The following is a 22,545-nucleotide window of genomic DNA, read 5'->3' as shown; positions in this document are numbered from 1 at the left end:
GACAGCCGGGTTCCGGGGCGTATCACCACGACGGGCACGAGCCTCCTCCGAGGGGATGACCGTCACGACCGTCCCCCGTCCGTCGCGGCACCCGTCCGAGGCCGCTACGCGCACGGCCGCGCCACGGATCGTCGGCCGGGAGGCCGAGCTCGCCCGCGTCGAGGCGCTGGTCCGCACGCTCGACGCCGGCGCTCGGTCGCTCGTGCTGGTGGGTGAGGCGGGCATCGGCAAGACGACGCTCTGGACGCACGCCGTCGAGCGCTGCCGGTCGGCAGGTGCCCGCGTGCTCGTGACCCGGCCCGCCGAGGAGGACCGGCACAGCGCCGGCCAGGGGCTGCGGGACCTGCTCGACGGCGTCGAGCTGCCCGACGACGTCCCGACCGCCCACCTGCTGGCGGACGACCTGCCCGCGCTGGACCGCTCGCGCGCGACGCTCGACACGCTGCGCGCCCTCGCCGTCCACGGTCCCGTCGTCGTCGCGGTCGACGACCTGCCGTGGCTCGACGACGTCACCTGGCGAGCCCTCCGGTTCTCTCTGCGACGCCTCGCCGACGCGCGGGTTTCGCTGCTCGCGACCGCTCGCACCTGGGCACCCGACACGCTCACCACGGCGGTGCCCGACGTCGGCCCCGGCGTCGACCTGCTCCCCGTCGGCGCCCTCTCGTCGGCCGACCTGCGCCGGCTCGTCGCCGCCGCCCTGCCCGGCACGAGCGCGCCCGTCGCGCTCCGCGCGGGCGACCTCGCGCACGGCAACCCCTTCTTCGCGCTCGAGCTCGCGCGCACGTCAGGCGACCCGTCGGCCCGCGTCCCGCAGGAGAGCACGCCGCTCGCGGCACTCGCCGGCAGGGTGCACCGTCTGCCGCCCGCGACACTGCGGCTCGCGCGCCTGCTGGCCGCCGCCGGGCCCTCACCCGTGCCGTTCCTCGCCGCCGTCGGACGCCTCACCGACGTCGAGCACGCGGTCCGGCCCGGGCTCGAGTCCGACACGTTCACCATCGGACCCGACTTCGTGCTCCGCTTCACGCACCCGCTCATCGCGACCGCGGTGCTCGCGGCGACGAACGCGTTCGACGCCCGCGAGCTGCGCCGCTCCCTCGCGGATGCCGTGACCGACCCCGACACCCGCGCCGTGCACCTCGCCCGGGCCGTCGTCGCACCCGACCCCGCGGTCGCCGAGGAGCTGGACCAGGCCGCCGCCCGGGTGGCCCGCCGCGGCGCGCCGCAGCTCGCGGCCGACCTGCTCGCCGACGCCGCACGCGTGACGCCGCCGGCCGACGTCGAGCCGCGCGTGCGCCGCACGCTCGCCCGGATGATGCAGTGCGCGACCGCGGGCGACCTGCCCGCGGCCCTGCGCCTGGCCTCGGCCCTGCTCGACGAACTCGGGCCGGGTCCGTTGCGGGCGCACGTGCTGACCAGCCGGGTGGTGCTCGACTTCACGGACGCCGAGACGTTCCTGCGCACGGCGCTCGACGACGTCCCGGCGGACGGGCTCCCCGACCACGAGCTGCTGCGCGGCCGGGTGCTCGGCCTGCTCGGCTGGCTCCTGGGCATCCACCTGGGCCGGCCCGCCGACGGGCTCCGGCACGCGTCCGAGGCGCTCGCGCTCGGCCGCGCGCACCACGACACGGTCCTCGTCGCACAGGCCGCCTCGGCCGTCGCGACGACGTCGCTGCTGCTCGGGCGGCGCGCCGACGACCTCGTGGCGGAGTCCGTGAGGCTCGGCGACGAGGTCGTCCAGTCGCAGCTCGCGCTGTGGCCGCGCGTGCTGCAGGGCCGGCACGAGCTCTGGGACGGGCACCTCACGGCCGCGCGCACGAACCACGAGGTCATGTACCGCCGGGCCGTCGCGAACGGCGCGGAGTTCCAACGCTCGTACCGGCTGACCGACCTCGCGCTGGTCGCCCTCGCGCAAGGCGACCTCGACCGCGCCGCACAGCACGCCGCAGACGGGCTCGAGGCCGCCGACGACTGCGGCGACGAGCGCGCGGTGGCGTGGCTCGCCTACCCGGCAGGTCTGGTCGCAGCCCTCCGCGGCGACGAGGCCGCGGCGGCGTGGTCCGCCGACCGCCTCGAGCACTGGGCCGCGCACGTCGGCGAACGCCCGCGGACCGCCATGGCGGCCCACGTCCGCGGCACGCTCGCCGCCGCGCGGCAGGACTGGGGGGCGGCCCTCGACCACCTCCTGCGTGCCCTCGCGGTGCTCGACGACCTCGGCATCGCCCATCCCGGCACGGTCCCGGTCCTCCCGCTCGCCGTCCACGCGGCGACGCTCGTCGGGGCGACCGGCACCGTCGAACAGCTCGCCGAGCGGCTCGGGCACCAGGCCGCCCACCTCGGCGCGCCGTGGGCGGACGCGCAGGCGGCCGCGGCCCGCGGTCAGCTCCTGCTGCTGCGCGACGACCCCGATGCCCACCCGACGCTCACGGCGGCACGGCAGGCGGCCGACGCGCTCGGGTACCGCCTCGACGCGGCTCGCATCGGCACGTTCGAGGTCGCCGCGGCGCTCCGCGCCGGTCGCCGGCTCGCCGTCCGACAGGTCGCCGACGAGACGCTCGACGTGTTCCGCACGCAGGGGGTCCTCGGGTGGGAGGATCTCGCGACCGACCTGCGCGACCGCGTCCGCGGCGGACCGGACGACGCGCTCACCGCGACCGAGCAGGAGGTCGCCGGGCTCGTCTCGACGGGACTGCGCAACCGGGAGGTCGCCCGACGGCTGTTCGTCAGCGAGTCGACCGTCGAGGCCCACCTCACCCGGGTCTACCGCAAGCTCGGGGTGCGCAACCGCGCGGAGCTCGTGCGGCGACTGGGCCCGGGCTGACAGCGGTCACAGATGGATCCAGCCGGCCACGAGCGCCACCACGCCCACGACGGCCCCCACGAGCGACACGACCAGGATGACGACCTCGCGCGGCGAGAACAGCCGCCGACCCTGCTCGCGCCGGGCCATGACGAACAGGACGGTCGCCGGCGCGTAGACGACGAAGGAGACCAGCAGGTACGTCAGCCCCGCCGCGAACAGCAGGAACGCCGTGTAGAGCGTCGCCAGCGCCCCGACGACGAGATCCCGGCGCAGCACCCCGCCACGCGGACGCTCCGGGGATCGCGCGAGCTTGAACGCGTACCCCGCGGCGAGCAGGTACGGCACCAGCGCGAGCGAGCTCGTGAGGTTGAGCGCGAAGTCGAACGCGTTCTGCGACAGCAGCGTCACCAGGAGGAACGTCTGCGCGGTCAAGGCGGTGAGCAGCAGCGCCGGCACGGGCACGTCGGCCGTGTTCACGCCGCGCAGGAACCGCGGCATGTCGTCGTCCTTCGCGGCGACGAACAGCACCTCGGCGGCCATCAGCGTCCACGCGAGGTACGCCCCGAGCACCGACACGACGAGACCCACGCTGACGAACGCGCTCCCCCAGCCGCCGACCGCCGCCTCGAGCACCCCGGCCATCGACGGCTGGCGCAGCCCGGCGAGCTCGCTCGCCGGCAGGATCCCGTACGACACGATCGTCACCGACGCGAACACCGCGAACACGCTGAGGAACCCGAGCACCGTCGCCCGCCCCACGTCCTCGCGCCGCCGGGCGTGCCGCGAGTACACGTTCGCACCCTCGACGCCCAGGAAGACGAACACGGTGACGAGCATCGTGCCCCGGACCTGGTCGAACAGCGACCCTGAGAAGTCCGCGCCCCGCAGGTTCGCGACGAGCACCGCCGGGTCGAGCGCGAACGCCGTGAGCAGCACGAACACGAGGATCGGGACGACCTTGGCGATCGTCACGACCCGGTTGAGCGACGTCGCCTCGCGCACCCCGCGACGGATCAGGAAGAAGAAGAGCCACAGTCCCACGGTCGACGCCGCGACCGCCGTGACCGTGTCCCCCGCACCGAGCGCCGGGACGAGCGCCCCGACGGTCGACATGATGAGCACCCAGTACGTGACGTTGCCGACGCACGCGCTCGCCCAGTACCCGAACGCCGAGAAGAACCCCAGGTACTCGCCGAACCCGGCCTTCGCGTACGCGTACACGCCCGCGTCGAGCTGCGGCTTGCGCACCGCCAGGTCCTGGAAGACGAACGCCAGCATGAGCATCCCCGTGCCGGCGACGGCCCACGCGATCAGCGCCCCGACGACCCCCGTCTCCTCCGCGAACCGCTGCGGCAGCGAGAAGACCCCGGCGCCGACCATGGAGCCGACGACCATCGTGGCGAGCGTCGCGACCGAGACCTTCGTCGCCCGCGCGGGCGCGACGCCGGTCGGAGCGACGTCGCCGGGGGCCGCCGTCCCGTCGTCGTCCGGTGTGCGCGTCACCGGGACCCGCCGTCCGGTCCCGTGCGTGCGTGCGACCCCTCCGCGTCGGCGACCTCACGCAGGACGAGGTGGCCGCAGCAGCGCAGGACGGCGTCCCGGTCCAGCGGCCCGCCGAGCGTCGACGTCACGACGTCCTGCACCTGCGGCTCGCGCAGCAGCAGGCTCGGGTGCCCGGGCTCGTCGACGGGGGTGAGGTCACCGTGCGGCAGCTCGGCCCGGACCCACTCGGCCAGCGCGGGCCAGCGCGTCGCGAGCACCGTCCAGAGCGCGAGCGTGCGCGGGTCCAGCGGCTCGAGCTCCGTCAGACGCGCGGCGAACCCCACGTTGTACGCCATGAGGAACCGCTTGGTGGCGCGCGGGTTCGGCTCGAGCAGGTCCGCGTACTCCTCCAGGAGGTGACGCTGCCGCTCCTGGCGGGCCGGGTCGGCCCGGCGCGTCTCGAGGGCGACGGCCGCGAGCCGTTGCCGCTCCGCGTCGCCCAGGCCCTGCGCCTCGCTCAGCAGCGTCGACATGCGTTCGTCGAGCGAGTGCGCTCCCGCCGTGTCCGACGGCGCCGCCCGGATCTTCTCCTCGAGCGCACCGGCGTCGACCGGTCCGACCTCGCGCGTGACGTCGAGCAGCCGCGCCAGGTAGCGGGAGACCTGCGACCGGTCCAGGCGCGGCAGCTCGATCCGCAGCTGGAAGAGCTTGTCGAGGAACAGGTGCCCGAGGGGCCGCCCCGGCTCGCTCACGGAGTCGGAGAACACCGCGTACGCGTTCTCGTACGCCGCCCGCAGCCACCGTCCGTCGCCCACGGCGAGCACGATGAGCGCCGGCGGGATGGTGGCCGCCTCGCGTCCACGCCCCTCGGGTCCGGACCGCAGCAGCGTCTGGACGGCGTCGAGCAGCTCGACGGTGAACCGTTCGTTGCACCGGTCGAGGTCGTCCAGCACGAGCAGGACGGGCCGGGGCGACGCACGACGGATCGCCCAGATCTGGTCGACGACCTCCTCCATCGGGTTGTCGTTGAGCAGCTGGTGCACCCGCGCACCCTGCAGCGACCCGAGCGAGAGGAACCGGCTCCCGAGGCCGCCGATCGCCACCACGACGGCGACCAGTGCGGTGATCACCGGGATCAGCCCCGCGACGTCGGTGAACAGCGCGAGGATCGCGAGCACCACCAGGACGAGCGCGGGCGGCACCCAGATCCGCCACAGCCGCCGGACCGTCCGCCACGTCCGCAGCAGCCCGAACCGCACCCGCCCCCACCCGTCGAGCGAGTCCGCGACACCCCGCCGCAGATGGCCGAGCACCGCCCACCACGCCGGCGAGAGCTGCGACGACCGCCACGCGTCGAGCGGGATCACCGTCCACGCAGTCTCCCCGTCGGGCCCGGGTTTGGCGAGCTCCCTGCCGATGAACCCGACGAGGGTGCTCTTCCCGGCGCCCCACGGCGCGTCGAGGTGGATGGCGAACGCCTCGGGCCGGTCGTGCGTCCGGCCCATCTCGCGGACGAGCGACGCGACCTCGATCGCCAGGCTCATCCGGCCCAGCTCGTCGTCCCCCGCCGGCTGGTCGTGCACCAGCCGGGTCCGACCGGCGGCTGACGCGGGCGGCGCCGGCGCCTCGTGGGGTACCCCGCGGGCCGGGGGCTCGGGCACCCCGTGCTGCCCGGGCGCGCCCGGACCGCGGGCAGCCGACGCGGGGCCGCCGGGTTCCTCGACGTCGACGAGCGTGCCGATCGAGACCGACCCTGAACCACCGGCGGGCGGCTCGACGCTCTCCGCACCGCCGCCGGCCGAGCCCTCCGACGCGTCGAGCAGCGCGGCGAACCGCACCGGGTCGTGCACCGCCACGCTGAGCTCCGCGCCCCGCGCCGCCGTCGCGAGGAACCCTCGCTCCATCGCGTGCCACGCGACCACGTCGTCGAGCCCACCGACGCCGGTGCCGAGCAACGGCGCGACGATCCACCGCACCTTGATCCCTGCGGCCAGCTTCGCGATCGAGGCGACGATCCCTTCGATGACGCCGGGGTCCGCCCCACCGGAGGACGAGTCGATGGTCACCGCGTACACGAGGTGACGGAAGGCCGACGCCGTCGGCGCCTCCAGGTGGACCACCTGCCCGGCCCGCATCACCCCGGACGGCGGCGCCGCGCCCACCGTCCGCAAGTACGTGAACCACGGCTCACCGACTCCGCCACGACCCGCGGTCGGGACGACGAGCATCTCGCCCGCCTGTCCCAGGGCATCTCCGGGGACGAGCTGGACGACGGGCGCCTCCCTGGACTTCTCCGCCACCGTCTCCCCCGGCCGTCACCGAACCTGGACGCGACCAGTGTGCTCGCTCCCGACGGCGAGCACCCAGGGGCGAGAGCTCGTGGGCTGCGGACGGGAACGCCGACGGGCCCCGGGGACGAATCCCCGAGGCCCGTCGAAGCACGGCGAGCGGAGCGTCAGGCGACGCGGCCGCCCGGGTTCTCCTCGTCACCGATCTTGTGGACGACGATCGAGTTCGTCGAGCCGACCACGCCGACGGGCGTACCGGCGACGACCACGACGTAGTCGCCGACCTCGGCGAGACCGTTCGCGCGCAGCGTCGCGTCCACCTGGTTGACCATCTGGTCGGTGTTGTCGACCGGCGGCACCTGGTAGGTGTTCACGCCCCAGCTGAGCGACAGGACGTTGCGCACCGAGTCGACCGGCGTGAACGCGAGCAGCGGGATCGCCGAGCGCAGCCGCGACATGCGACGCGCCGAGTCACCGGACTGCGTGAACGTCACGAGGTACTTGACCCCGAGCGCCTCGCCGATCTCGGCGGCGGCACGCGTGATGGCGCCACCCCGGGTGTGCGGCGTCGAGCCGAGCGGCGCGATGCGCTCGCGACCGAGCTCCTCGGTGGCCTCGATGATCCGGGCCATCGTGCGGACCGTCTCGATCGGGTAGTCGCCGACGCTCGTCTCGCCCGAGAGCATGACCGCGTCCGCGCCGTCGAGCACCGCGTTGGCGCAGTCGGACGTCTCGGCGCGCGTCGGCCGCGGGTTCGTGGTCATCGACTCGAGCACCTGCGTGGCGACGATGACCGGCTTCGCGTTGCGGCGGGCCAGCTCGACGGCCCGCTTCTGCACGAGCGGCACCTGCTCGAGGGGCAGCTCGACGCCGAGGTCGCCGCGGGCCACCATGATGCCGTCGAACGTCGCGACGATCTCGGCGAGGTTCTCGACGGCCTGCGGCTTCTCGATCTTGGCGATGACCGGGACGATCCGGCCCTCCTCCTCCATGATCCGGCGCACGTCGTCGTAGTCGGCCGCGTTGCGGACGAACGACAGCGCGATGATGTCCGCGCCGATCTGGAGGGCCCAGCGCAGGTCCGCCTCGTCCTTGTCGCTCATCGCGGGGATCGACACGGCCACGCCGGGGAGGTTGAGGCCCTTGTTGTTCGACACCGGGCCGGCGACCTCGACGCGCGTGACGACGTCGTTGCCCTCGACCGCGGTGACCCGCACGAGGACCTTGCCGTCGTCGATCAGGATCGGGTCGCCCGGCTTCACGTCGCCCGGCAGACCCTTGAACGTCGTGCCGACGCGCTCCTTGGTGCCCTCGATCTCGTCGGTCGTGATGGTGAACACGTCACCCACCGCGAGGTCGTGCCTGCCCTCGATGAAGCGGCCGAGACGGATCTTCGGGCCCTGGAGGTCGACGAGGACGGCAACGGAACGCCCGGAGGCCTTCGCGGCCGCCCGGACGTTGTCGTAGACCTTCTTGTGAGCCTCGGTGTCGCCGTGGCTCCGGTTGATGCGGGCCACGTCCATCCCCGCGTCCACGAGGGCCTGGAGCTGTTCGGCGGACTCCGTGGCGGGGCCGATGGTGCAGACGATCTTTGCTCTACGCATGGGACGAGCCTATGCCTTCCTGGTTTACGTGATCAGACCAACGTCCCGTCCGACCCCCAGGGCCGGCCGGTAGGGCGACGAGGTCGGGGGGTGGTCTTACGGGCGCATCGCCACGGTGGACGCGGTCACCGGTGACGGCAGCTCGGTGCTGCCGGACAGGTACGTGTCGACGGCGGCAGCTGCCGCACGGCCCTCGGCGATCGCCCACACGATGAGCGACTGGCCGCGACCCGCGTCACCGGCGACGAACACACCCGGGACGGAGGTCGCGAAGTCGTCGCCACGCGTGACGAGGCCGCGCTCGGTGAGCTCGATGCCGAGCTGCTCCGTGAGCGGTTCGGTCTCGGGTCCGGTGAAGCCCATCGCGACGAGCACGAGGTCCGCCGGGATCTCCCGCTCGGTGCCGGGCGTGGGCACGCGACGACCGTCCGAGAGGTACTCGGTGGTCGCGAGGCGCAGGCGCTCGACCTTGCCGTCGCCGAGGAACTCGACGGTCGACGCGAGGTAGTCGCGCGCACCGCCCTCCTCGTGGGACGACGAGACCTCGAACAGGATCGGGTCCGTCGGCCACGGCTGGTGCGCGGGACGCTCCTCCGGCGGTCGCTTGCCGATCGCGAGCGTCGTGACGGACGCCGCCCCCTGGCGCAGCGCGGTGCCGAGGCAGTCCGAGCCGGTGTCGCCGCCGCCGATGATGACGACGTGCTTGCCCTCGGCCGTGATCTGGTTCTCGACCGTCTTCCCGGCGGCGACCGCGTTGGCCTGGTGCAGGAACTCCATCGCGACGTGCACGCCGCCGAGCTCCTTGCCGGGCACCCGCAGCTCGCGCGGGACCGTCGCACCCGTGGCGATGACGATCGCGTCGTAGCGGGCCTGCAGCTGCGCCCACGTGAGGTCGCGGCCGATCTCGACGCCCGGACGGAACCGGGTGCCCTCGGCCTCCATCTGCGCCAGCCGGCGGTCGATGTGGATCTTCTCGAGCTTGAAGTCCGGCACGCCGTACCGCATGAGACCGCCGATGGCGTCGTCACGCTCGTACACGGCCACCGTGTGACCCGCGCGCGTGAGCTGCTGCGCGGCGGCCAGGCCGGCCGGGCCCGAGCCGACGATCGCGACCGTGTGCCCGGTGAGGCGCTGCGGCACCTGCGGGGTGACGTAGCCCCGCTCGTAGGCCTCGTCGATGATCGAGACCTCGATGTTCTTGATCGTCACCGCGGGCTGGTTGATGCCGAGCACGCAGCTCGACTCGCACGGCGCAGGGCAGATGCGCCCGGTGAACTCCGGGAAGTTGTTCGTCGCGTGCAGACGGTCGATCGCGTCCGACCACTGCTCGCGCCACACCAGGTCGTTCCAGTCCGGGATGAGGTTCCCGAGCGGGCAGCCGTTGTGGCAGAACGGGATGCCGCAGTCCATGCAGCGGCCCGCTTGCTGCTTGAGGAACGGCTGGCCCTCCTCGAGGTGGGCGTGCACGTCCTTCCAGTCGCGCAGGCGCACCTCGACGGGGCGGTTGGCCGGGAGCTCGCGCTCACGGACCTTCAGGAAGCCGCGGGGGTCAGCCACGGGCCACCTCCAGGATCTGGTCCCACACGCCGGGGGCTGCCGGGTCGAGGCCGTCGGCCTCGGCCTGGGCGAGCGCACGGCGGACGCGGGCGTACTCGGTGGGCAGGAGGCGCGTGAACCGCGCCCGGGACGTCGCGAAGTCCTCGAGCAGCTGCGCGGCGACGGGCGAGCCCGTCTCCTCGTGGTGCGTGCGCAGGAGCTGCTCGACGACCGCGGCGTCCTCGTCGTCGAGGGCGCCGAGGGACAGCTCGCCGGAGCGGACCGCCTCGAGGTTGACGAGCGCGGGCACGAGGTCGAGCACGTAGGCCGTGCCACCCGACATGCCCGCTCCGAAGTTGCGCCCGGTCGGGCCGAGGACGAGCACGGTGCCGCCGGTCATGTACTCGCAGCCGTGGTCGCCGACGCCCTCGACGACGAGCGTCGCGCCGGAGTTCCGGACGCCGAACCGCTCGCCGACCAGGCCGCGCAGGAAGATCTGCCCGGTGGTCGCGCCGTAGCCGATGACGTTGCCCGCGACCACGTTGATCTCGCTCTGCAGCACCGCGCTGCGGTCGGGACGGATCACGATGCGCCCACCCGACAGGCCCTTGCCGACGTAGTCGTTCGCGTCGCCGAACAGCCGCAGGGTCACGCCGCGCGGCACGAACGCGCCGAACGACTGTCCGGCGGACCCGGTCAGCGTGACGTCGATCGTGTCGTCGGGCAGGCCGGCACCGCCGAACCGCTTGGTGACCTCGTGGCCGAGCATCGTGCCGACCGTGCGGTTGACGTTGCGGATCGGCAGGGCGATGCGCACCGGCTCGCTGCGCTCGAGCGCGTCCTGCGCCAGGGCGATCAGCTGGTTGTCGAGTGCCCGGTGCAGGCCGTGGTCCTGGTCCTGCGTGTGGAACAGCGACGAGCCGGGCACCGGCTCGGGCACCGCGAGCACCGGCCCGAGGTCGAGGCCCTCGGCCTTCCAGTGGTCGATCGCCGCACGCGTGTCGAGCATCTCGACGTGGCCGACGGCCTCCTCGAGGCTGCGGAAGCCGAGCTGCGCGAGCAGCTCCCGGACCTCCTGCGCGATGAACTCCATGAACGTGACGACGAACTCGGGCTTGCCCGTGAACCGCGCCCGCAGCTCCGGGTTCTGCGTCGCGACGCCGACCGGGCAGGTGTCGAGGTGGCAGACGCGCATCATGATGCAGCCCGACACCACCAGCGGCGCGGTCGCGAAGCCGAACTCCTCGGCCCCGAGCAGGGCGCCGACGACGACGTCGCGGCCCGTCTTGAGCTGGCCGTCCACCTGCACCACGACGCGGTCGCGCAGGTTGTTCAGCACCAGGGTCTGCTGGGTCTCGGCCAGGCCGATCTCCCACGGCGTGCCCGCGTGCTTGAGCGACGTGAGCGGGCTCGCGCCCGTGCCGCCGTCGTGGCCCGAGATGAGCACGACGTCTGAGTGCGCCTTCGCGACACCCGCCGCGATGGTCCCGACACCGAACTCGCTCACGAGCTTGGTGTGGATCCGGGCGCGCGGGTTCGCGTTCTTGGCGTCGTGGATGAGCTGCGCCAGGTCCTCGATCGAGTAGATGTCGTGGTGCGGCGGCGGCGAGATGAGGCCGACGCCCGGCGTCGAATGCCGGGTCTTCGCGACCCACGGGTACACCTTGTGACCGGGCAGCTGACCGCCCTCGCCGGGCTTGGCGCCCTGGGCGAGCTTGATCTGGATGTCGTCCGCGTTGGTCAGGTACTCGCTCGTCACGCCGAACCGGCCGGACGCGATCTGCTTGATCGCCGACCGGCGCTCCGGGTCGTGCAGGCGCTCCGGGTCCTCGCCGCCCTCACCGGTGTTCGACTTCGCGCCGATCCGGTTCATCGCGACAGCGAGCGTCTCGTGCGCCTCCGCCGAGATGGAGCCGTACGACATCGCACCGGTGTTGAACCGCTTGACGATCTCGCTCACGGGCTCGACCTCGTCAAGCGGCACGGGCTCGCGCACGCCCTCCTTGAAGGACAGCAGCCCGCGCAGCGTCATGAGGCGCGACGACTGGTCGTCGACCCGGCTCGTGTACTGCCGGAAGATGTCCATCTGCCGCGTCCGGGTGGAGTGCTGCAGGCGGAACACCGTCTCGGGGTCGAACAGGTGGTCCTCGCCGTCACGGCGCCACTGGTACTCGCCGCCGACCGCCAGGCGCTGGTGCGCGAGCCGGTTGCCGCTCGCCGGGTACGCGTCGGCGTGCCGGGCCGCGACCTCGGCCGCGATGACGTCGAGCCCGATGCCGCCGAGCCGGCTCGTGGTGCCCGTGAAGTACCGGTCGACGAGCGCGTGCGACAGGCCGATCGCCTCGAACACCTGCGCGCCGCGGTACGACGCGATCGTCGAGATGCCCATCTTCGACATGACCTTGAGGACGCCCTTGCCGAGCGCCTTGATGAGGTTCGCGACGGCCTTCTGCGGGCCGACGGTGCCGAGGTAGCCGTTGCGCGCGAGCTCCTCGACCGTCTCCATCGCGAGGTACGGGTTGACCGCGGCCGCGCCGTACCCGATGAGGAGCGCGACGTGGTGCACCTCGCGGACGTCGCCGGCCTCGACGACGAGCGAGATCTGCGTGCGGGTGTGCCGGCGCAGCGTGTGGTGGTGCACCGCGGACAGCAGCAGCAGCGACGGGATCGGCGCCAGGTCGGCGTCCGAGTTGCGGTCCGACAGCACGAGGAAGCTCACGCCGTCGGCGACCGCCGCGTCGACCTCCGCGAAGATCTCCTCGAGGCGGGCCTCGAGCGCCTCGCCGCCGCCCTCGGCACGGTAGAGACCACGGATCGTGGTCGCCCGGAAGCCGAGCGACGGCTCCTTCTGGACGTGCACGATCTTCGCGAGCTGGTCGTTGTCGATCACCGGGAACGGCAGGATCAGCTTGCGCGCGTGCTCCGGGCCGTCCTCGAGCAGGTTCGGCTCCGGGCCGATCGCGCCGCCGATCGCGGTGACGAGCTCCTCGCGGATCGCGTCGAGCGGCGGGTTCGTGACCTGCGCGAACATCTGCGTGAAGTAGTCGAACAGCAGCCGCGGACGGCTCGACAGCACCGCGACGGGCGTGTCCGAACCCATCGCGCCGAGCGGCTCGGCGCCGTTGGCTGCCATCGGGCTGAGCAGGATCTTGAGCTCCTCCTCGGTGTACCCGAACGCGCGCTGACGACGGCGCACCGACGCCGCCGAGTGCGCGACGTGCTCACGCTCGGGCAGCTGCTCGAGGTAGACCGAGTTGTCGCGGACCCACTCGGCGTACGGGCGCTGCGCGGCGAGCTGGGCCTTGATCTCCTGGTCCTCGACGATCCGGCCCTTGCCGGTGTCGACGAGGAACATGCGGCCGGGCTCCAGGCGGCCCTTCGCGACGACGGTCGCAGGGTCGATGTCGAGCACGCCGGCCTCGGACGCGCAGACGACCAGGCCGTCCTCCGTCACCCAGAACCGGCCGGGGCGCAGGCCGTTGCGGTCCTGGACCGAGCCGACGAGCGTGCCGTCCGTGAACGTCATCGCCGCCGGGCCGTCCCACGGCTCCATGAGGGTCGAGTGGTACTCGTAGAACGAACGACGAGCGGGATCCATCTGGGCGTGGTTCTCCCACGCCTCCGGGATCATCATCATCACGGCGTGGGGCAACGAGCGGCCCGACAGGTGCAGCAGCTCGAGCACCTCGTCGAAGCTGCCCGAGTCCGAGCCGCCGGGCGTACACACCGGCAGCAGCGGCGCCAGGTCGCCGAGCGCCTCGCTCGCGAGCGTGCCCTCACGGGCCGCCATCCAGTTCCGGTTGCCGCGGACCGTGTTGATCTCGCCGTTGTGCGCGACCATCCTGAACGGCTGCGCGAGCGGCCACGACGGGAACGTGTTCGTCGAGAACCGCGAGTGCACGAGCGCGATCTCGCTCGCGTACCGCGGGTCCGACAGGTCGGCGAAGAACGGCTCGAGCTGACCCGTGGTGAGCATGCCCTTGTACGCGATGGTGCGCGACGAGAGCGACGCGAAGTACACGCCCAGCTCGCGCTCGCTCCGCTTGCGCAGCCGGTACGCACGCCGGTCGAGGTCGATCCCCGACAGCTCCCGCGACGGGTCCGCGACGACGAGCTGGCGGAACACGGGCATCGACGCGCGCGCCGTCGGACCGACGAGGTCGGCCGTGACCGTGACGTCGCGCCACGCGAGGACGTCGAGCTTCTCCTCGGCCGCGATCGACTCGATCGCCGCGACCACCGTGCGCTGCTCGGCCTCGTCGACGGGCAGGAACGCCATGCCGATCGCGTAGAAGCCCGCCTGGGGCAGGTCCGCGTCGACCACGTCACGCAGGAACGCGTCGGGGATCTGCGTGAGGATGCCGGCGCCGTCGCCGCTGTCCTCCTCGGCGCCGACCGCGCCGCGGTGGTCGAGGTTGAGCAGCGCGGTGAGACCGGCGTCGACGATGTCACGGCCGGGGGTGCCACGCAGCGTGGCGACGAACGCGAAACCGCACGCGTCGTGCTCGGCGGACGGGTCGTAGAGACCCTGCCTCACCGGGGCGGCCGACGCGGGTGCGTCGGGGCTCACGGGCGACGTCGACATCAGCACCGTCCTCACGGACCCCGGGGGGCCGGGGCATAGCACGAACATGGGGAACGCGGGACGTCGTCGGCCCAGACGTGTGGGCGACGATACAACCCGGAAACATCCGTGGCTGCATCGCCGCTCGTGTTGAGATGGCTCGCTCGGTCGCTCGCGGTCAGCGAGCGGGCTCCGACGTGCTCTCCTCGTCGTCCTGCGCCTGTGGGGGTTCTCGCAGGAGTGTCGTGTCGCGCCCAGGATGCCGGCGCCCGACCACGACGAACGCTACCAGCGCGCCGAGGCCCACGATGATGGACGTCCAGACGTTGAGGCGCAGCCCCAGGATGTGGTGCGCCGTGTCGATCCGGAGCAGCTCGATCCAGAGCCGTCCGGTCGTGTAGACGACCACGTAGAGCCAGAACACGCGGCCGTGCCCGAGCCGGTAGCGCCGGTCCAGCCAGAGGAGCAGGGCGGCGCCCGCGAGGTTCCAGACGATCTCGTAGAGGAACGTCGGGTGGAACAGCGTGCCGGACTCGTAGCCCGGCGGCAGGTGCGCGTCGTCGATCTGGAGGCCCCACGGCAGGCTCGTCGGGCCGCCGAACAGCTCCTGGTTGAACCAGTTGCCGAGCCGGCCGATCGCCTGTGCGACGAGCAGGCCCGGGGCGAGCGCGTCGGCGAACGGTGCGAGCCGGACCCCGTTGCGACGGCACCCGATCCACGCACCGACCGCGCCGAGCGCGACGGCACCCCAGATGCCGAGGCCGCCCTCCCAGATGGCGAGCGCGCGCCACGGCTCGCCGCCCTCGCCGAAGTACGCGTCGGGCGAGGTGATGACGTGGTACAGCCGCCCGCCGAGGATCCCGAACGGGACGGCCCAGAACGAGATCTCGAGGACCGTGTCGGCGTCCCCACCTCGTTCGACCCACCGCCGCCGCGTCATCCACAGCGCGACGACGATGCCGATCAGGATCGCGAACGCGTACGCCCGCACAGGGAACGGCCCGAGGTGCCACACGCCCTGCGACGGGCTCGGGATCGAGGTCGCGAGGCCGCTCACGGGGCGACCCGGGCGGCCGACGCCACGCCCGCGGCGAGGTCGGCGGTCAGCCGGGCGAGCGAGTCGAGACCCGCGGACGCAGACTCCGCGTCGAGCAGGGTCCGCACGAGCGCGGAGCCGACGATGACGCCGTCGGCGTACCCGGCGACCTGGGTGGCCTGCTCGGGTCGGGACACCCCGAGGCCGACGCACACGCGCTCGGCGCCCGCGGCGCGCGTGTGCGCGACGAGCTCCTCGGCGCGCGAGCCCACGGTCGCGCGCTCCCCGGTGACGCCCATGGTCGACGCCGCGTAGACGAAGCCGCGGGACGCGGCCGCCGTCGAGGCGAGCCGCTCGGGCGTCGAGCTGGGCGCGACGAGGAACACACGGTCGAGACCGTGCGCGTCCGACGCCGCGATCCAGTCGGCGCCCTCGTCGGGGATGAGGTCGGGCGTGATGAGCCCGGCGCCCCCGGCGGCAGCGAGATCGCGCGCGAACGCGTCGACGCCGTAGCGCAGGACGAGGTTCCAGTAGGTCATGACCAGCACGGGCGCGCCACGGCCCGACACCTTCTCGACCGCGCTGATCGTGTCGCGCACGCGCGCGCCGCCGGCGAGCGCGATGTCGGCGGCCCGCTGGATCACGGGACCGTCCATGACCGGGTCCGTGTACGGGACGCCGAGCTCGACGATGTCGACGCCGGCGTCGACCATCGTGTCGACGGCCTCGACCGAGCCCGCCACGGTCGGGAACCCGACCGGCAGGTAGCCGATGAGCGCGGCACGTCCCTCGTCCGCGCGTAGCTTGTCCAACCGTTCGCCGACCTGCGACCGCACGACGACGCTCCCCGTCACAGCTGCTCCCCCTCGTCGGCCAGCACGACCGGCTCGTCCTCGATCAGCCCGAACCAGGCCGCGGCCGTCGCCACGTCCTTGTCACCACGACCCGACAGGTTGACCAGCAGCACGGGCTCCTGACCGTCCTCGCGCCACGCCGACGCCTCCCGTCCGACCTGGATGGCCCCCGCGAGCGCGTGCGCCGACTCGATCGCCGGGATGATGCCCTCGGTGCGGCACAGCAGGCGGAACGCGTCCATCGCCTCGACGTCCGTCACGGGCCGGTAGTCGGCACGGCCGATGTCGTGCAGCCACGCGTGCTCTGGCCCCACGCTCGGGTAGTCGAGACCCGCGGAGACGGAGTGGCTCGGCAGCGTCTGGCCGTCCTCGTCCTGCAGCAGGTACGACTTGGCGCCGTGCAGCACGCCGGGTGCACCGCCCCGGAACCGGGCCGAGTGGCGGCCGGACTCGATGCCCTCTCCCCCGGCCTCGAAGCCGAACAGGCGGACGTCGGGGTCGTCGAGGAAGGCGTTGAAGATGCCCATCGCGTTCGACCCGCCGCCCACGCACGCCGCGACCGCGTCGGGCAGGCGGCCGATCTCGTCGAGCAGCTGCGCGCGCGCCTCCTCGCCGATGACGCGGTGGAAGTCGCGGACCATCTCCGGGAACGGGTGCGGGCCGGTGACGGTGCCGAGGAGGTAGTGCGTCGTCTCGACGTTGGCGACCCAGTCGCGCAGCGCCTCGTTGATCGCGTCCTTGAGCGTGCGGGTGCCGATCGTCACCGGGACGACCGTCGCGCCGAGCAGCTCCATCCGGGCGACGTTGAGCGCCTGGCGCCGCGTGTCCTCCTCGCCCATGTAGATGACGCACTCGAGGTCCATGAGCGCGGCCGCGGTCGCCGTCGCCACGCCGTGCTGACCGGCGCCCGTCTCGGCGATGAGCCGCGTCTTGCCCATGCGCTTCACGAGCAGCGCCTGGCCGAGCACGTTGTTGATCTTGTGCGAGCCGGTGTGGTTGAGGTCCTCGCGCTTGAGGAACACCCGCACGCCCTCGCCGACGTGGCGCGCGAACCGCGGCACCTCCGTCAGCGGGCTCGGCCGGCCCGTGTACGTGCGGTGGAGCCGCGCGAGCTCCTTGCCGAACGCCGGGTCCGTGAGCGCCTTGTGGTACTCCGTGTCGATCTCGTCGAGCGCCGCGATGAGCGCCTCGGGGACGAAGCGACCGCCGAAGTCCCCGAAGTACGGGCCGAGGTGGGCAGCGAGCGGACCACCACCGGACCGGATGTCCCGCATGCCGGGGACGTCGGGCCGTCCGCTCACCGGCGCACCGCCCGCAGCGACGGGTGGGCGCCCGCGGCGACCAGGTCGGCCACCGAGTTGCGCGGCGCGTCGTCCGTGACGAGCGCCTCGCCGACGAGCACCGCGTCCGCACCGGCGCGCGCGTAGTCCATGACGTCGTGGGGCCCGCGCACGCCCGACTCGGCGATCCTCACGATGTCGGACGGGATCGAGGGCGCGACCCGCGAGAACGTGGTCCGGTCCACCTCGAGCGACTTCAGGTTGCGCGCGTTGACGCCGATCACCCGCGCGCCGGCGTCGACCGCACGCGCGACCTCTTCGGTGTCGTGCACCTCGACGAGCGCGGTCATGCCGAGCGAGTGGACCCGCTCGACGAGCGACTCGAGCACGGTCTGCTCGAGCGCCGCGACGATGAGCAGCACCACGTCGGCGCCGTGCGCCCGCGCCTCCCACACCTGGTACGGCGTGACGACGAAGTCCTTGCGCAGCACGGGGATGTCGACCTTCGCCCGCACGGCGTCGAGGTCCGCGAGCGAGCCCTTGAACCGGCGCTCCTCCGTGAGCACCGAGATGACGGCGGCGCCGCCCTTCTCGTACTCGACGGCCAGCGCAGCGGGGTCCTTGATCGGGGCCAGCGAGCCCTTGCTCGGGCTCGAGCGCTTGACCTCGGCGATCACCGTGACCGCGTCCTCGACCTTGAGGCGGACCACCGCGTCCAGCGCGGACGGCCGCTTCGCGGCGAGCTCCTTCACGAGCGCCAACGGCGTGGCCGCCTCGCGGACGGCAAGGTCCTCCCTGACGCCTGCGACGATGTCGTCCAGCACGGTCATCGAAGCCTCACTCCTTCCCCGGTGCGGAGCCGTCCCGCTGCCCTCGGTGGCGACGGAGTCTCCGGCGGCCATCGTAGAGCCGTCGGCGGGTGACCCCGACCACACGCCGGTCCGTGGGACCGCCGCGCACCGGGCGCCCCGGATCCGGACGATCCGGTCGAACGCTCAGGGCGCCAGCCACGGGGCGAGGACGGGCACGTTGCGCAGCACGGCGAACACCAGGACCACCGCCAGACCGACCCAGCCCGCCCGGACGGGGATCGGCCGCGTCGGTCGCCCCGCGGCCGCCGCGGCGAACCAGCGCACCCACAACGCCGCCACCAGGGGCACCATCAGCACCCACAACGGGTTCATCCCCCACGCGCCCGCAAGGTCGCCGTGCGCCAGGTCGTGGGTCGCGCGCAGGCAGCCGCACGCGGGGCACGCCAGCCCCGTCAGGGCGTTGAAGGGGCACAGCGAGTAGCTGCCCCGCACGTGCGGGTCACGCACAGCCAGCAGCACCGTGCCGGCCGCGATGCCCGCTGCGACGAGCAGCGGGCGCCGGACTCGCAGGATCAGCTCGTGACGCGGCCCGCGGGTGGCCGCCGCCCCGGGGATGCCGGGTGCACCGTCCCGCGGGCCGGACGTCACCGCCTCAGTAGCTCGAGGTCCCACCGTTGACCGCCGCCACGCCCACCAGGACGATCCACGCGATGATCCCCAGGACCGACAGGCCGACGCTGATCCAGCCCATGATCACGCCGGCCGTGCCGAGGCCCCCGTTGTTCGCCTCGCCCGCCGCGGCCGCCTTCTTCGCGTTGTTGCCGACGATGATCGCCGGGATGCCCGCGAACAGGCCGCACGCGACGAGGCCGAGGATGCCGAGCACGAGCGCCCACACGCCGAGCGAGTTCTTCGGGTACACGTACCCGTACTGGCCGGCACCGTACGGCGTGGCAGCCGGGTACTGACCTGCCTGCGGGTACTGACCGGCCGGGTACTGCGGCGCCGCCGGGTACTGCGACGACTCCTGCCCATAGGTCGGGTACTGCGGCGCGGCCGGATACTGCGAGGCCGACGGGTCCGGCGGCGGTGTCGGTGCGCCGTACGGGGACGCGGGCTCCTGCGGCGTGTTGCCGTCGTAGGGGTTCTGCGGGTCCTGGGGGGTCGACATCGGTCCTCCTCGGTGGTGCCCGGCGGGAGCCGGGGGTCGTGCGGCGTCGCTGACGCCGCGCTGGAGCTGAGCTGCTGGACGACGAGCGCGCCGTGCACGACCTCGTGGAGGCGTGACCTCGGCGGGGTCAGTGACCGCCGGAGCGGGCCTGCCGGGCGAGGGTCGCGGCGCCGCCCTGGCCGTGCCCGAGGACCTGGAGCACCTTCCCGAGGATCACCGTGACGACGCAGATGGCGAGACCGGCCCAGACCAGCCAGACGACGGCGAACGCCATCGCGAGACCGGCGATGGTGAAGCCCGCGACGACCCCGTAGGTCGTGAACCACGCGGCGAACGTCTTGCCGTGGTTGGTGGGCGGCGCGCTCGGCGGCAGGTGGATCGTCTCGGTACGCGTGGGGTGCTGCGCGCGGTGCGCAAGGGACTGGTCGGCCATCAGGTGGTGCCCTTCGTGCGGGATTCGAGCATCACCCTATCGGACCGCGACCTGCACACGACGTCCTCAGGACGGGTCGTCGCCGCGGCTCAGCGCGTCCCACGCCGAACGCTCGTCGTCCGGGCCGTCGACGGCGCGACCCGCGGCCGCCTCGTGCCGTCGGGAGGAACCGCCCCACGCCTGCGACGCGCGGAGGAACCACACCGCCGCGAGCACGTCGACGGCTCCTGCCACGACTGCGACCCAGGGCCACGCGGTGGTCGACACCGGCCCGGCGACGTGGCCCACGCCGGTGACGTCCGCGACCACGGGCGTCGCCGCGGCCAGCGGGTCGGAGATCACGGCACCGGCGCTCAGCGCGACGAGCACGCCGCAGCCCGCCACGACCACGGCCACGACCCAGCGACCGGCCCTGCCGACCAGCGCGACCGCCGCGGCCGCCGCGAGCAGCGCGACACCCGCGGCGAAGATCCCCGGAGCGACCTGCGAGCCCGCGATCGACACAGGCACCGTGCCGCGCAGCGGCGTCGTCCCGGTCGTGGTCAACCACGTCGGGAGCGCCGGCACGACCGTGACCGCCGCGAGCAGCACCATGACGCCCGCGGCGCGTCCACGGGCACCCCGCCGGGGCGCGGGCACGGGCGCGGGTGCAGCGCCCGTCGTCATGCCCCTGCCCGGCGCAGCCGGGACGCCGTCTGCACCGCCCGGACCGCGGCTGCCGCCTTGTTCCGCGACTCCTCGTACTCGAGAGCAGGCACCGAGTCCGCGACGATGCCACCGCCCGCCTGGACGCTCGCGCGGCCGTCGCGGATCAGCGCGGTGCGGATCGCGATCGCCATGTCCATGTCGCCCGCGAAGTCGAAGTACCCGACCGTGCCGCCGTAGATGCCGCGACGAGCCGGCTCGAGCTCGTCGATGAGGGCGATCGCCCGCGGCTTCGGGGCGCCCGAGAGCGTCCCGGCGGGGAACGTCGCGACGAGCGTCTGCAGGGCGGTCGCGCCCGCGCGGAGCCGCCCGACCACGGTCGAGCAGATGTGCATGATGTGCGAGTACCGCTTGACCGCCATGAACTCGACCACCTCGACGCTGGTCGGCTCGCAGACCTTGACCAGGTCGTTGCGGGAGAGGTCGACGAGCATGATGTGCTCCGCCCGCTCCTTGGGGTCGGCGAGCACCTCGTCCTGCAGGGCGCGGTCCTCCTCCGGCGTCGCACCGCGCGGCCGCGAGCCGGCGATCGGGAACGTGACGACCCGCCCGTCGGTGACCTTGACGAGCGTCTCCGGGCTCGAGCCGACGACGGCGAAGTCGCCGCCGTCGGCATCCTGCAACTGCAGGTAATACATGTACGGGCTCGGGTTGATGGTGCGCAGCACGCGGTACACGTCGAGCGGCGCCGCCGGGCAGTCGAGGTCGAGCCGCTGCGAGATGACGACCTGGAAGACCTCGCCGTCGCGGATCGCCTCCTGACCGATGCGGACCTGCTGCTCGAACTCGTGGCGCGTCGACCGGAACGCCAGCTCCGGCTCGTCGACGTCGACGAGCACGGACACGTCCGGGTCGACGGGGTGCAGCAGGAGCTCCTGCATCGCGTCGAGGCGGGCGACCGCGTCGGCATGGGCCTCGTCGACCCGCGCGTCCGTGTCGTCGAAGTTGATCGCGTTCGCGACGAGCCACACGGACCCGTCCTGGTGGTCGACGACGGCGAGGTCGGTCGCGAGCAGCAGCGTGAGCTCGGGCACGCCGAGCTCCTCGGGCGCCTTGGCCGGGAGCGTCGGCTCCCAGTGCCGCACGATGTCCCAGCCGAGCGCCCCGACCAGACCGCTGGTCAGCGGCGGCAGACCGGGCACGGCGGGGGTCCGCAGCACGTCGAGCGTGCGCTCCAGGACGTCGAGCGTGTCGCCCTCCGTGGGCACCCCCACGGGCACGTCCCCGACCCAGACGGGCGCACCGTCGCGGACCGTGAGCGTGGCGCGCGAGCGGACGCCGACGAACGACCAGCGCGACCAGGTGCCGTCGGACTCCGCGGACTCGAGGATGAACGTGCCCGGACGGCCCGCGGCGAGCGACCGGTACAGGCCCACGGGCGTCACGTCGTCCGCCAGCAGGCGCCGGACGACGGGGATGACGCGGCGCTCGCGCGCCAGGCCCCGGAACGTGTCGAGGGCCGGCCAGGTGGTACCCCAGGGGACGTCCGCAGCGACGATGCCGGGGGTCACGCTGGGCGCGCTCATCGGGCTCCTCCTTCGGAGGTCTCGAGGTGGGAGGTCTCGAGGTGGGAGGTCTCGAGCTGGGAGGTCTCGGGCCGGTGGCCCACGACGGCGGGCAGGGGTCCGCCCGCCTCGAAGCACGTGTGCGCGCCGGTGTGGCACGCGGCGCCGACCTGGTCGACCTGCACGAGCAGCGCGTCGCCGTCGCAGTCGATGCTCACGCCCTTGACGTACTGCGCGTGCCCGGACGTGTCCCCCTTGCGCCAGTACTCCTGCCGGGACCGGCTCCAGAACGTGACGCGGCCCGTGGTGAGCGTGCGCCGCAAGGCCTCGTCGTCCATCCAGCCGACCATGAGCACCTCGTGCGAGTCGTGCTGCTGCACGACCGCGGCGACGAGGCCGTGCTCGTCGCGGCGCAGGCGCTCGGCGACCGTGGGATCGAGGACGTCGGCGGGGAGGGGACCGTTCTCAGGCACGG

Annotated in this window: 16 protein-coding genes; 1 reads left to right on the top strand and 15 read right to left on the bottom strand. The window is 73.3% G+C overall.

The features are described 5' to 3' along the window. The first annotated feature begins 55 nt into the window (after positions 1 to 55). On the top strand, positions 56 to 2,818 hold the full coding sequence (locus tag J7523_RS07520; RefSeq protein ID WP_291884331.1) for a LuxR family transcriptional regulator: 2,763 nt from the start codon (positions 56 to 58) through the stop codon (positions 2,816 to 2,818). Between the two features lie 6 nt (positions 2,819 to 2,824). Here the strand turns inward: J7523_RS07520 and J7523_RS07515 are convergent, their stop codons facing one another. From J7523_RS07515 to hisI, 15 genes are all read right to left on the bottom strand, one after another. Beyond that, complete coding sequence (locus tag J7523_RS07515) at positions 2,825 to 4,303, bottom strand: basic amino acid/polyamine antiporter (protein ID WP_291884328.1); 1,479 nt, start codon at positions 4,301 to 4,303, stop codon at positions 2,825 to 2,827. Beyond that, entirely contained in the window at positions 4,300 to 6,582 is a 2,283-nt protein-coding gene (locus J7523_RS07510; protein ID WP_291884326.1) for a P-loop NTPase fold protein, read from the bottom strand. The genes J7523_RS07515 and J7523_RS07510 overlap by 4 nt, the downstream gene beginning before the upstream one ends. Before the next feature lie 155 nt (positions 6,583 to 6,737). Beyond that, a complete protein-coding gene (pyk, locus tag J7523_RS07505) occupies positions 6,738 to 8,174 on the bottom strand; it encodes a pyruvate kinase (RefSeq protein ID WP_291884325.1) in 1,437 nt (478 codons plus the stop codon). Positions 8,175 to 8,270: 96 nt separating this feature from the next. Continuing rightward, positions 8,271 to 9,731 carry a glutamate synthase subunit beta gene (locus J7523_RS07500; RefSeq protein ID WP_291884322.1) on the bottom strand — a complete coding sequence of 487 codons (1,461 nt, stop codon included), beginning with the start codon at positions 9,729 to 9,731 and terminating at the stop codon, positions 8,271 to 8,273. Continuing rightward, positions 9,724 to 14,295, bottom strand: a complete 4,572-nt coding sequence (gene gltB, locus J7523_RS07495; protein WP_291884320.1) for a glutamate synthase large subunit — start codon at positions 14,293 to 14,295, stop codon at positions 9,724 to 9,726. The genes J7523_RS07500 and gltB overlap by 8 nt, the downstream gene beginning before the upstream one ends. Before the next feature lie 157 nt (positions 14,296 to 14,452). Continuing rightward, on the bottom strand, positions 14,453 to 15,331 hold the full coding sequence (gene lgt, locus J7523_RS07490; RefSeq protein ID WP_291884317.1) for a prolipoprotein diacylglyceryl transferase: 879 nt from the start codon (positions 15,329 to 15,331) through the stop codon (positions 14,453 to 14,455). Continuing rightward, positions 15,328 to 16,164, bottom strand: coding sequence for a tryptophan synthase subunit alpha (trpA, locus tag J7523_RS07485; protein WP_291884315.1), 837 nt, complete (start codon positions 16,162 to 16,164; stop codon positions 15,328 to 15,330). Before trpA ends, lgt begins: the two co-directional genes overlap by 4 nt. Continuing rightward, on the bottom strand, positions 16,161 to 17,438 hold the full coding sequence (gene trpB, locus J7523_RS07480; protein WP_291884496.1) for a tryptophan synthase subunit beta: 1,278 nt from the start codon (positions 17,436 to 17,438) through the stop codon (positions 16,161 to 16,163). Before trpB ends, trpA begins: the two co-directional genes overlap by 4 nt. A gap of 23 nt (positions 17,439 to 17,461) precedes the next feature. Then, on the bottom strand, positions 17,462 to 18,274 hold the full coding sequence (gene trpC / locus J7523_RS07475) for an indole-3-glycerol phosphate synthase TrpC (RefSeq protein WP_291884313.1): 813 nt from the start codon (positions 18,272 to 18,274) through the stop codon (positions 17,462 to 17,464). 165 nt (positions 18,275 to 18,439) lie between these two features. Next, positions 18,440 to 18,904, bottom strand: coding sequence for a DUF2752 domain-containing protein (locus J7523_RS07470; RefSeq protein ID WP_291884311.1), 465 nt, complete (start codon positions 18,902 to 18,904; stop codon positions 18,440 to 18,442). Positions 18,905 to 18,908: 4 nt separating this feature from the next. Next, positions 18,909 to 19,427, bottom strand: a complete 519-nt coding sequence (locus J7523_RS07465) for a DUF4190 domain-containing protein (RefSeq protein WP_291884308.1) — start codon at positions 19,425 to 19,427, stop codon at positions 18,909 to 18,911. Positions 19,428 to 19,554: 127 nt separating this feature from the next. After that, positions 19,555 to 19,860: an HGxxPAAW family protein gene (locus J7523_RS07460; protein ID WP_291884307.1), complete on the bottom strand. Its 306-nt coding sequence runs from the start codon at positions 19,858 to 19,860 to the stop codon at positions 19,555 to 19,557. 66 nt (positions 19,861 to 19,926) lie between these two features. Next, the gene (locus J7523_RS07455; RefSeq protein WP_291884305.1) at positions 19,927 to 20,526 is read right to left on the bottom strand and encodes a Trp biosynthesis-associated membrane protein; all 600 of its coding nucleotides are present in this window, start codon (positions 20,524 to 20,526) and stop codon (positions 19,927 to 19,929) included. Continuing rightward, positions 20,523 to 22,091, bottom strand: a complete 1,569-nt coding sequence (locus J7523_RS07450; RefSeq protein WP_291884303.1) for an anthranilate synthase component I — start codon at positions 22,089 to 22,091, stop codon at positions 20,523 to 20,525. Before J7523_RS07450 ends, J7523_RS07455 begins: the two co-directional genes overlap by 4 nt. Then, complete coding sequence (hisI, locus tag J7523_RS07445) at positions 22,088 to 22,543, bottom strand: phosphoribosyl-AMP cyclohydrolase (RefSeq protein WP_291884301.1); 456 nt, start codon at positions 22,541 to 22,543, stop codon at positions 22,088 to 22,090. The genes J7523_RS07450 and hisI overlap by 4 nt, the downstream gene beginning before the upstream one ends. Between the last annotated feature and the right edge of the window lie 2 nt (positions 22,544 to 22,545).

The sequence above is a fragment of the Cellulomonas sp. genome (assembly GCF_017744555.1).
Lineage (GTDB): Bacteria > Actinomycetota > Actinomycetes > Actinomycetales > Cellulomonadaceae > Cellulomonas.
This window is presented reverse-complemented; position numbering and strand designations above follow the sequence as displayed.

Excerpts from the sequence above, each read along its gene's own strand:
- J7523_RS07460 (WP_291884307.1), bottom strand. The coding sequence starts at position 19,860 with ATGGCCGACCAGTCCCTTGCGCACCGCGCGCAGCACCCCACGCGTACC.
- pyk (WP_291884325.1), bottom strand. The coding sequence starts at position 8,174 with ATGCGTAGAGCAAAGATCGTCTGCACCATCGGCCCCGCCACGGAGTCC.
- trpC (WP_291884313.1), bottom strand. The coding sequence starts at position 18,274 with ATGACCGTGCTGGACGACATCGTCGCAGGCGTCAGGGAGGACCTTGCC.
- J7523_RS07450 (WP_291884303.1), bottom strand. The coding sequence starts at position 22,091 with ATGAGCGCGCCCAGCGTGACCCCCGGCATCGTCGCTGCGGACGTCCCC.
- gltB (WP_291884320.1), bottom strand. The coding sequence starts at position 14,295 with ATGTCGACGTCGCCCGTGAGCCCCGACGCACCCGCGTCGGCCGCCCCG.
- trpB (WP_291884496.1), bottom strand. The coding sequence starts at position 17,438 with ATGCGGGACATCCGGTCCGGTGGTGGTCCGCTCGCTGCCCACCTCGGC.
- J7523_RS07520 (WP_291884331.1), top strand. The coding sequence starts at position 56 with ATGACCGTCACGACCGTCCCCCGTCCGTCGCGGCACCCGTCCGAGGCC.
- J7523_RS07465 (WP_291884308.1), bottom strand. The coding sequence starts at position 19,427 with ATGTCGACCCCCCAGGACCCGCAGAACCCCTACGACGGCAACACGCCG.
- J7523_RS07455 (WP_291884305.1), bottom strand. The coding sequence starts at position 20,526 with ATGACGACGGGCGCTGCACCCGCGCCCGTGCCCGCGCCCCGGCGGGGT.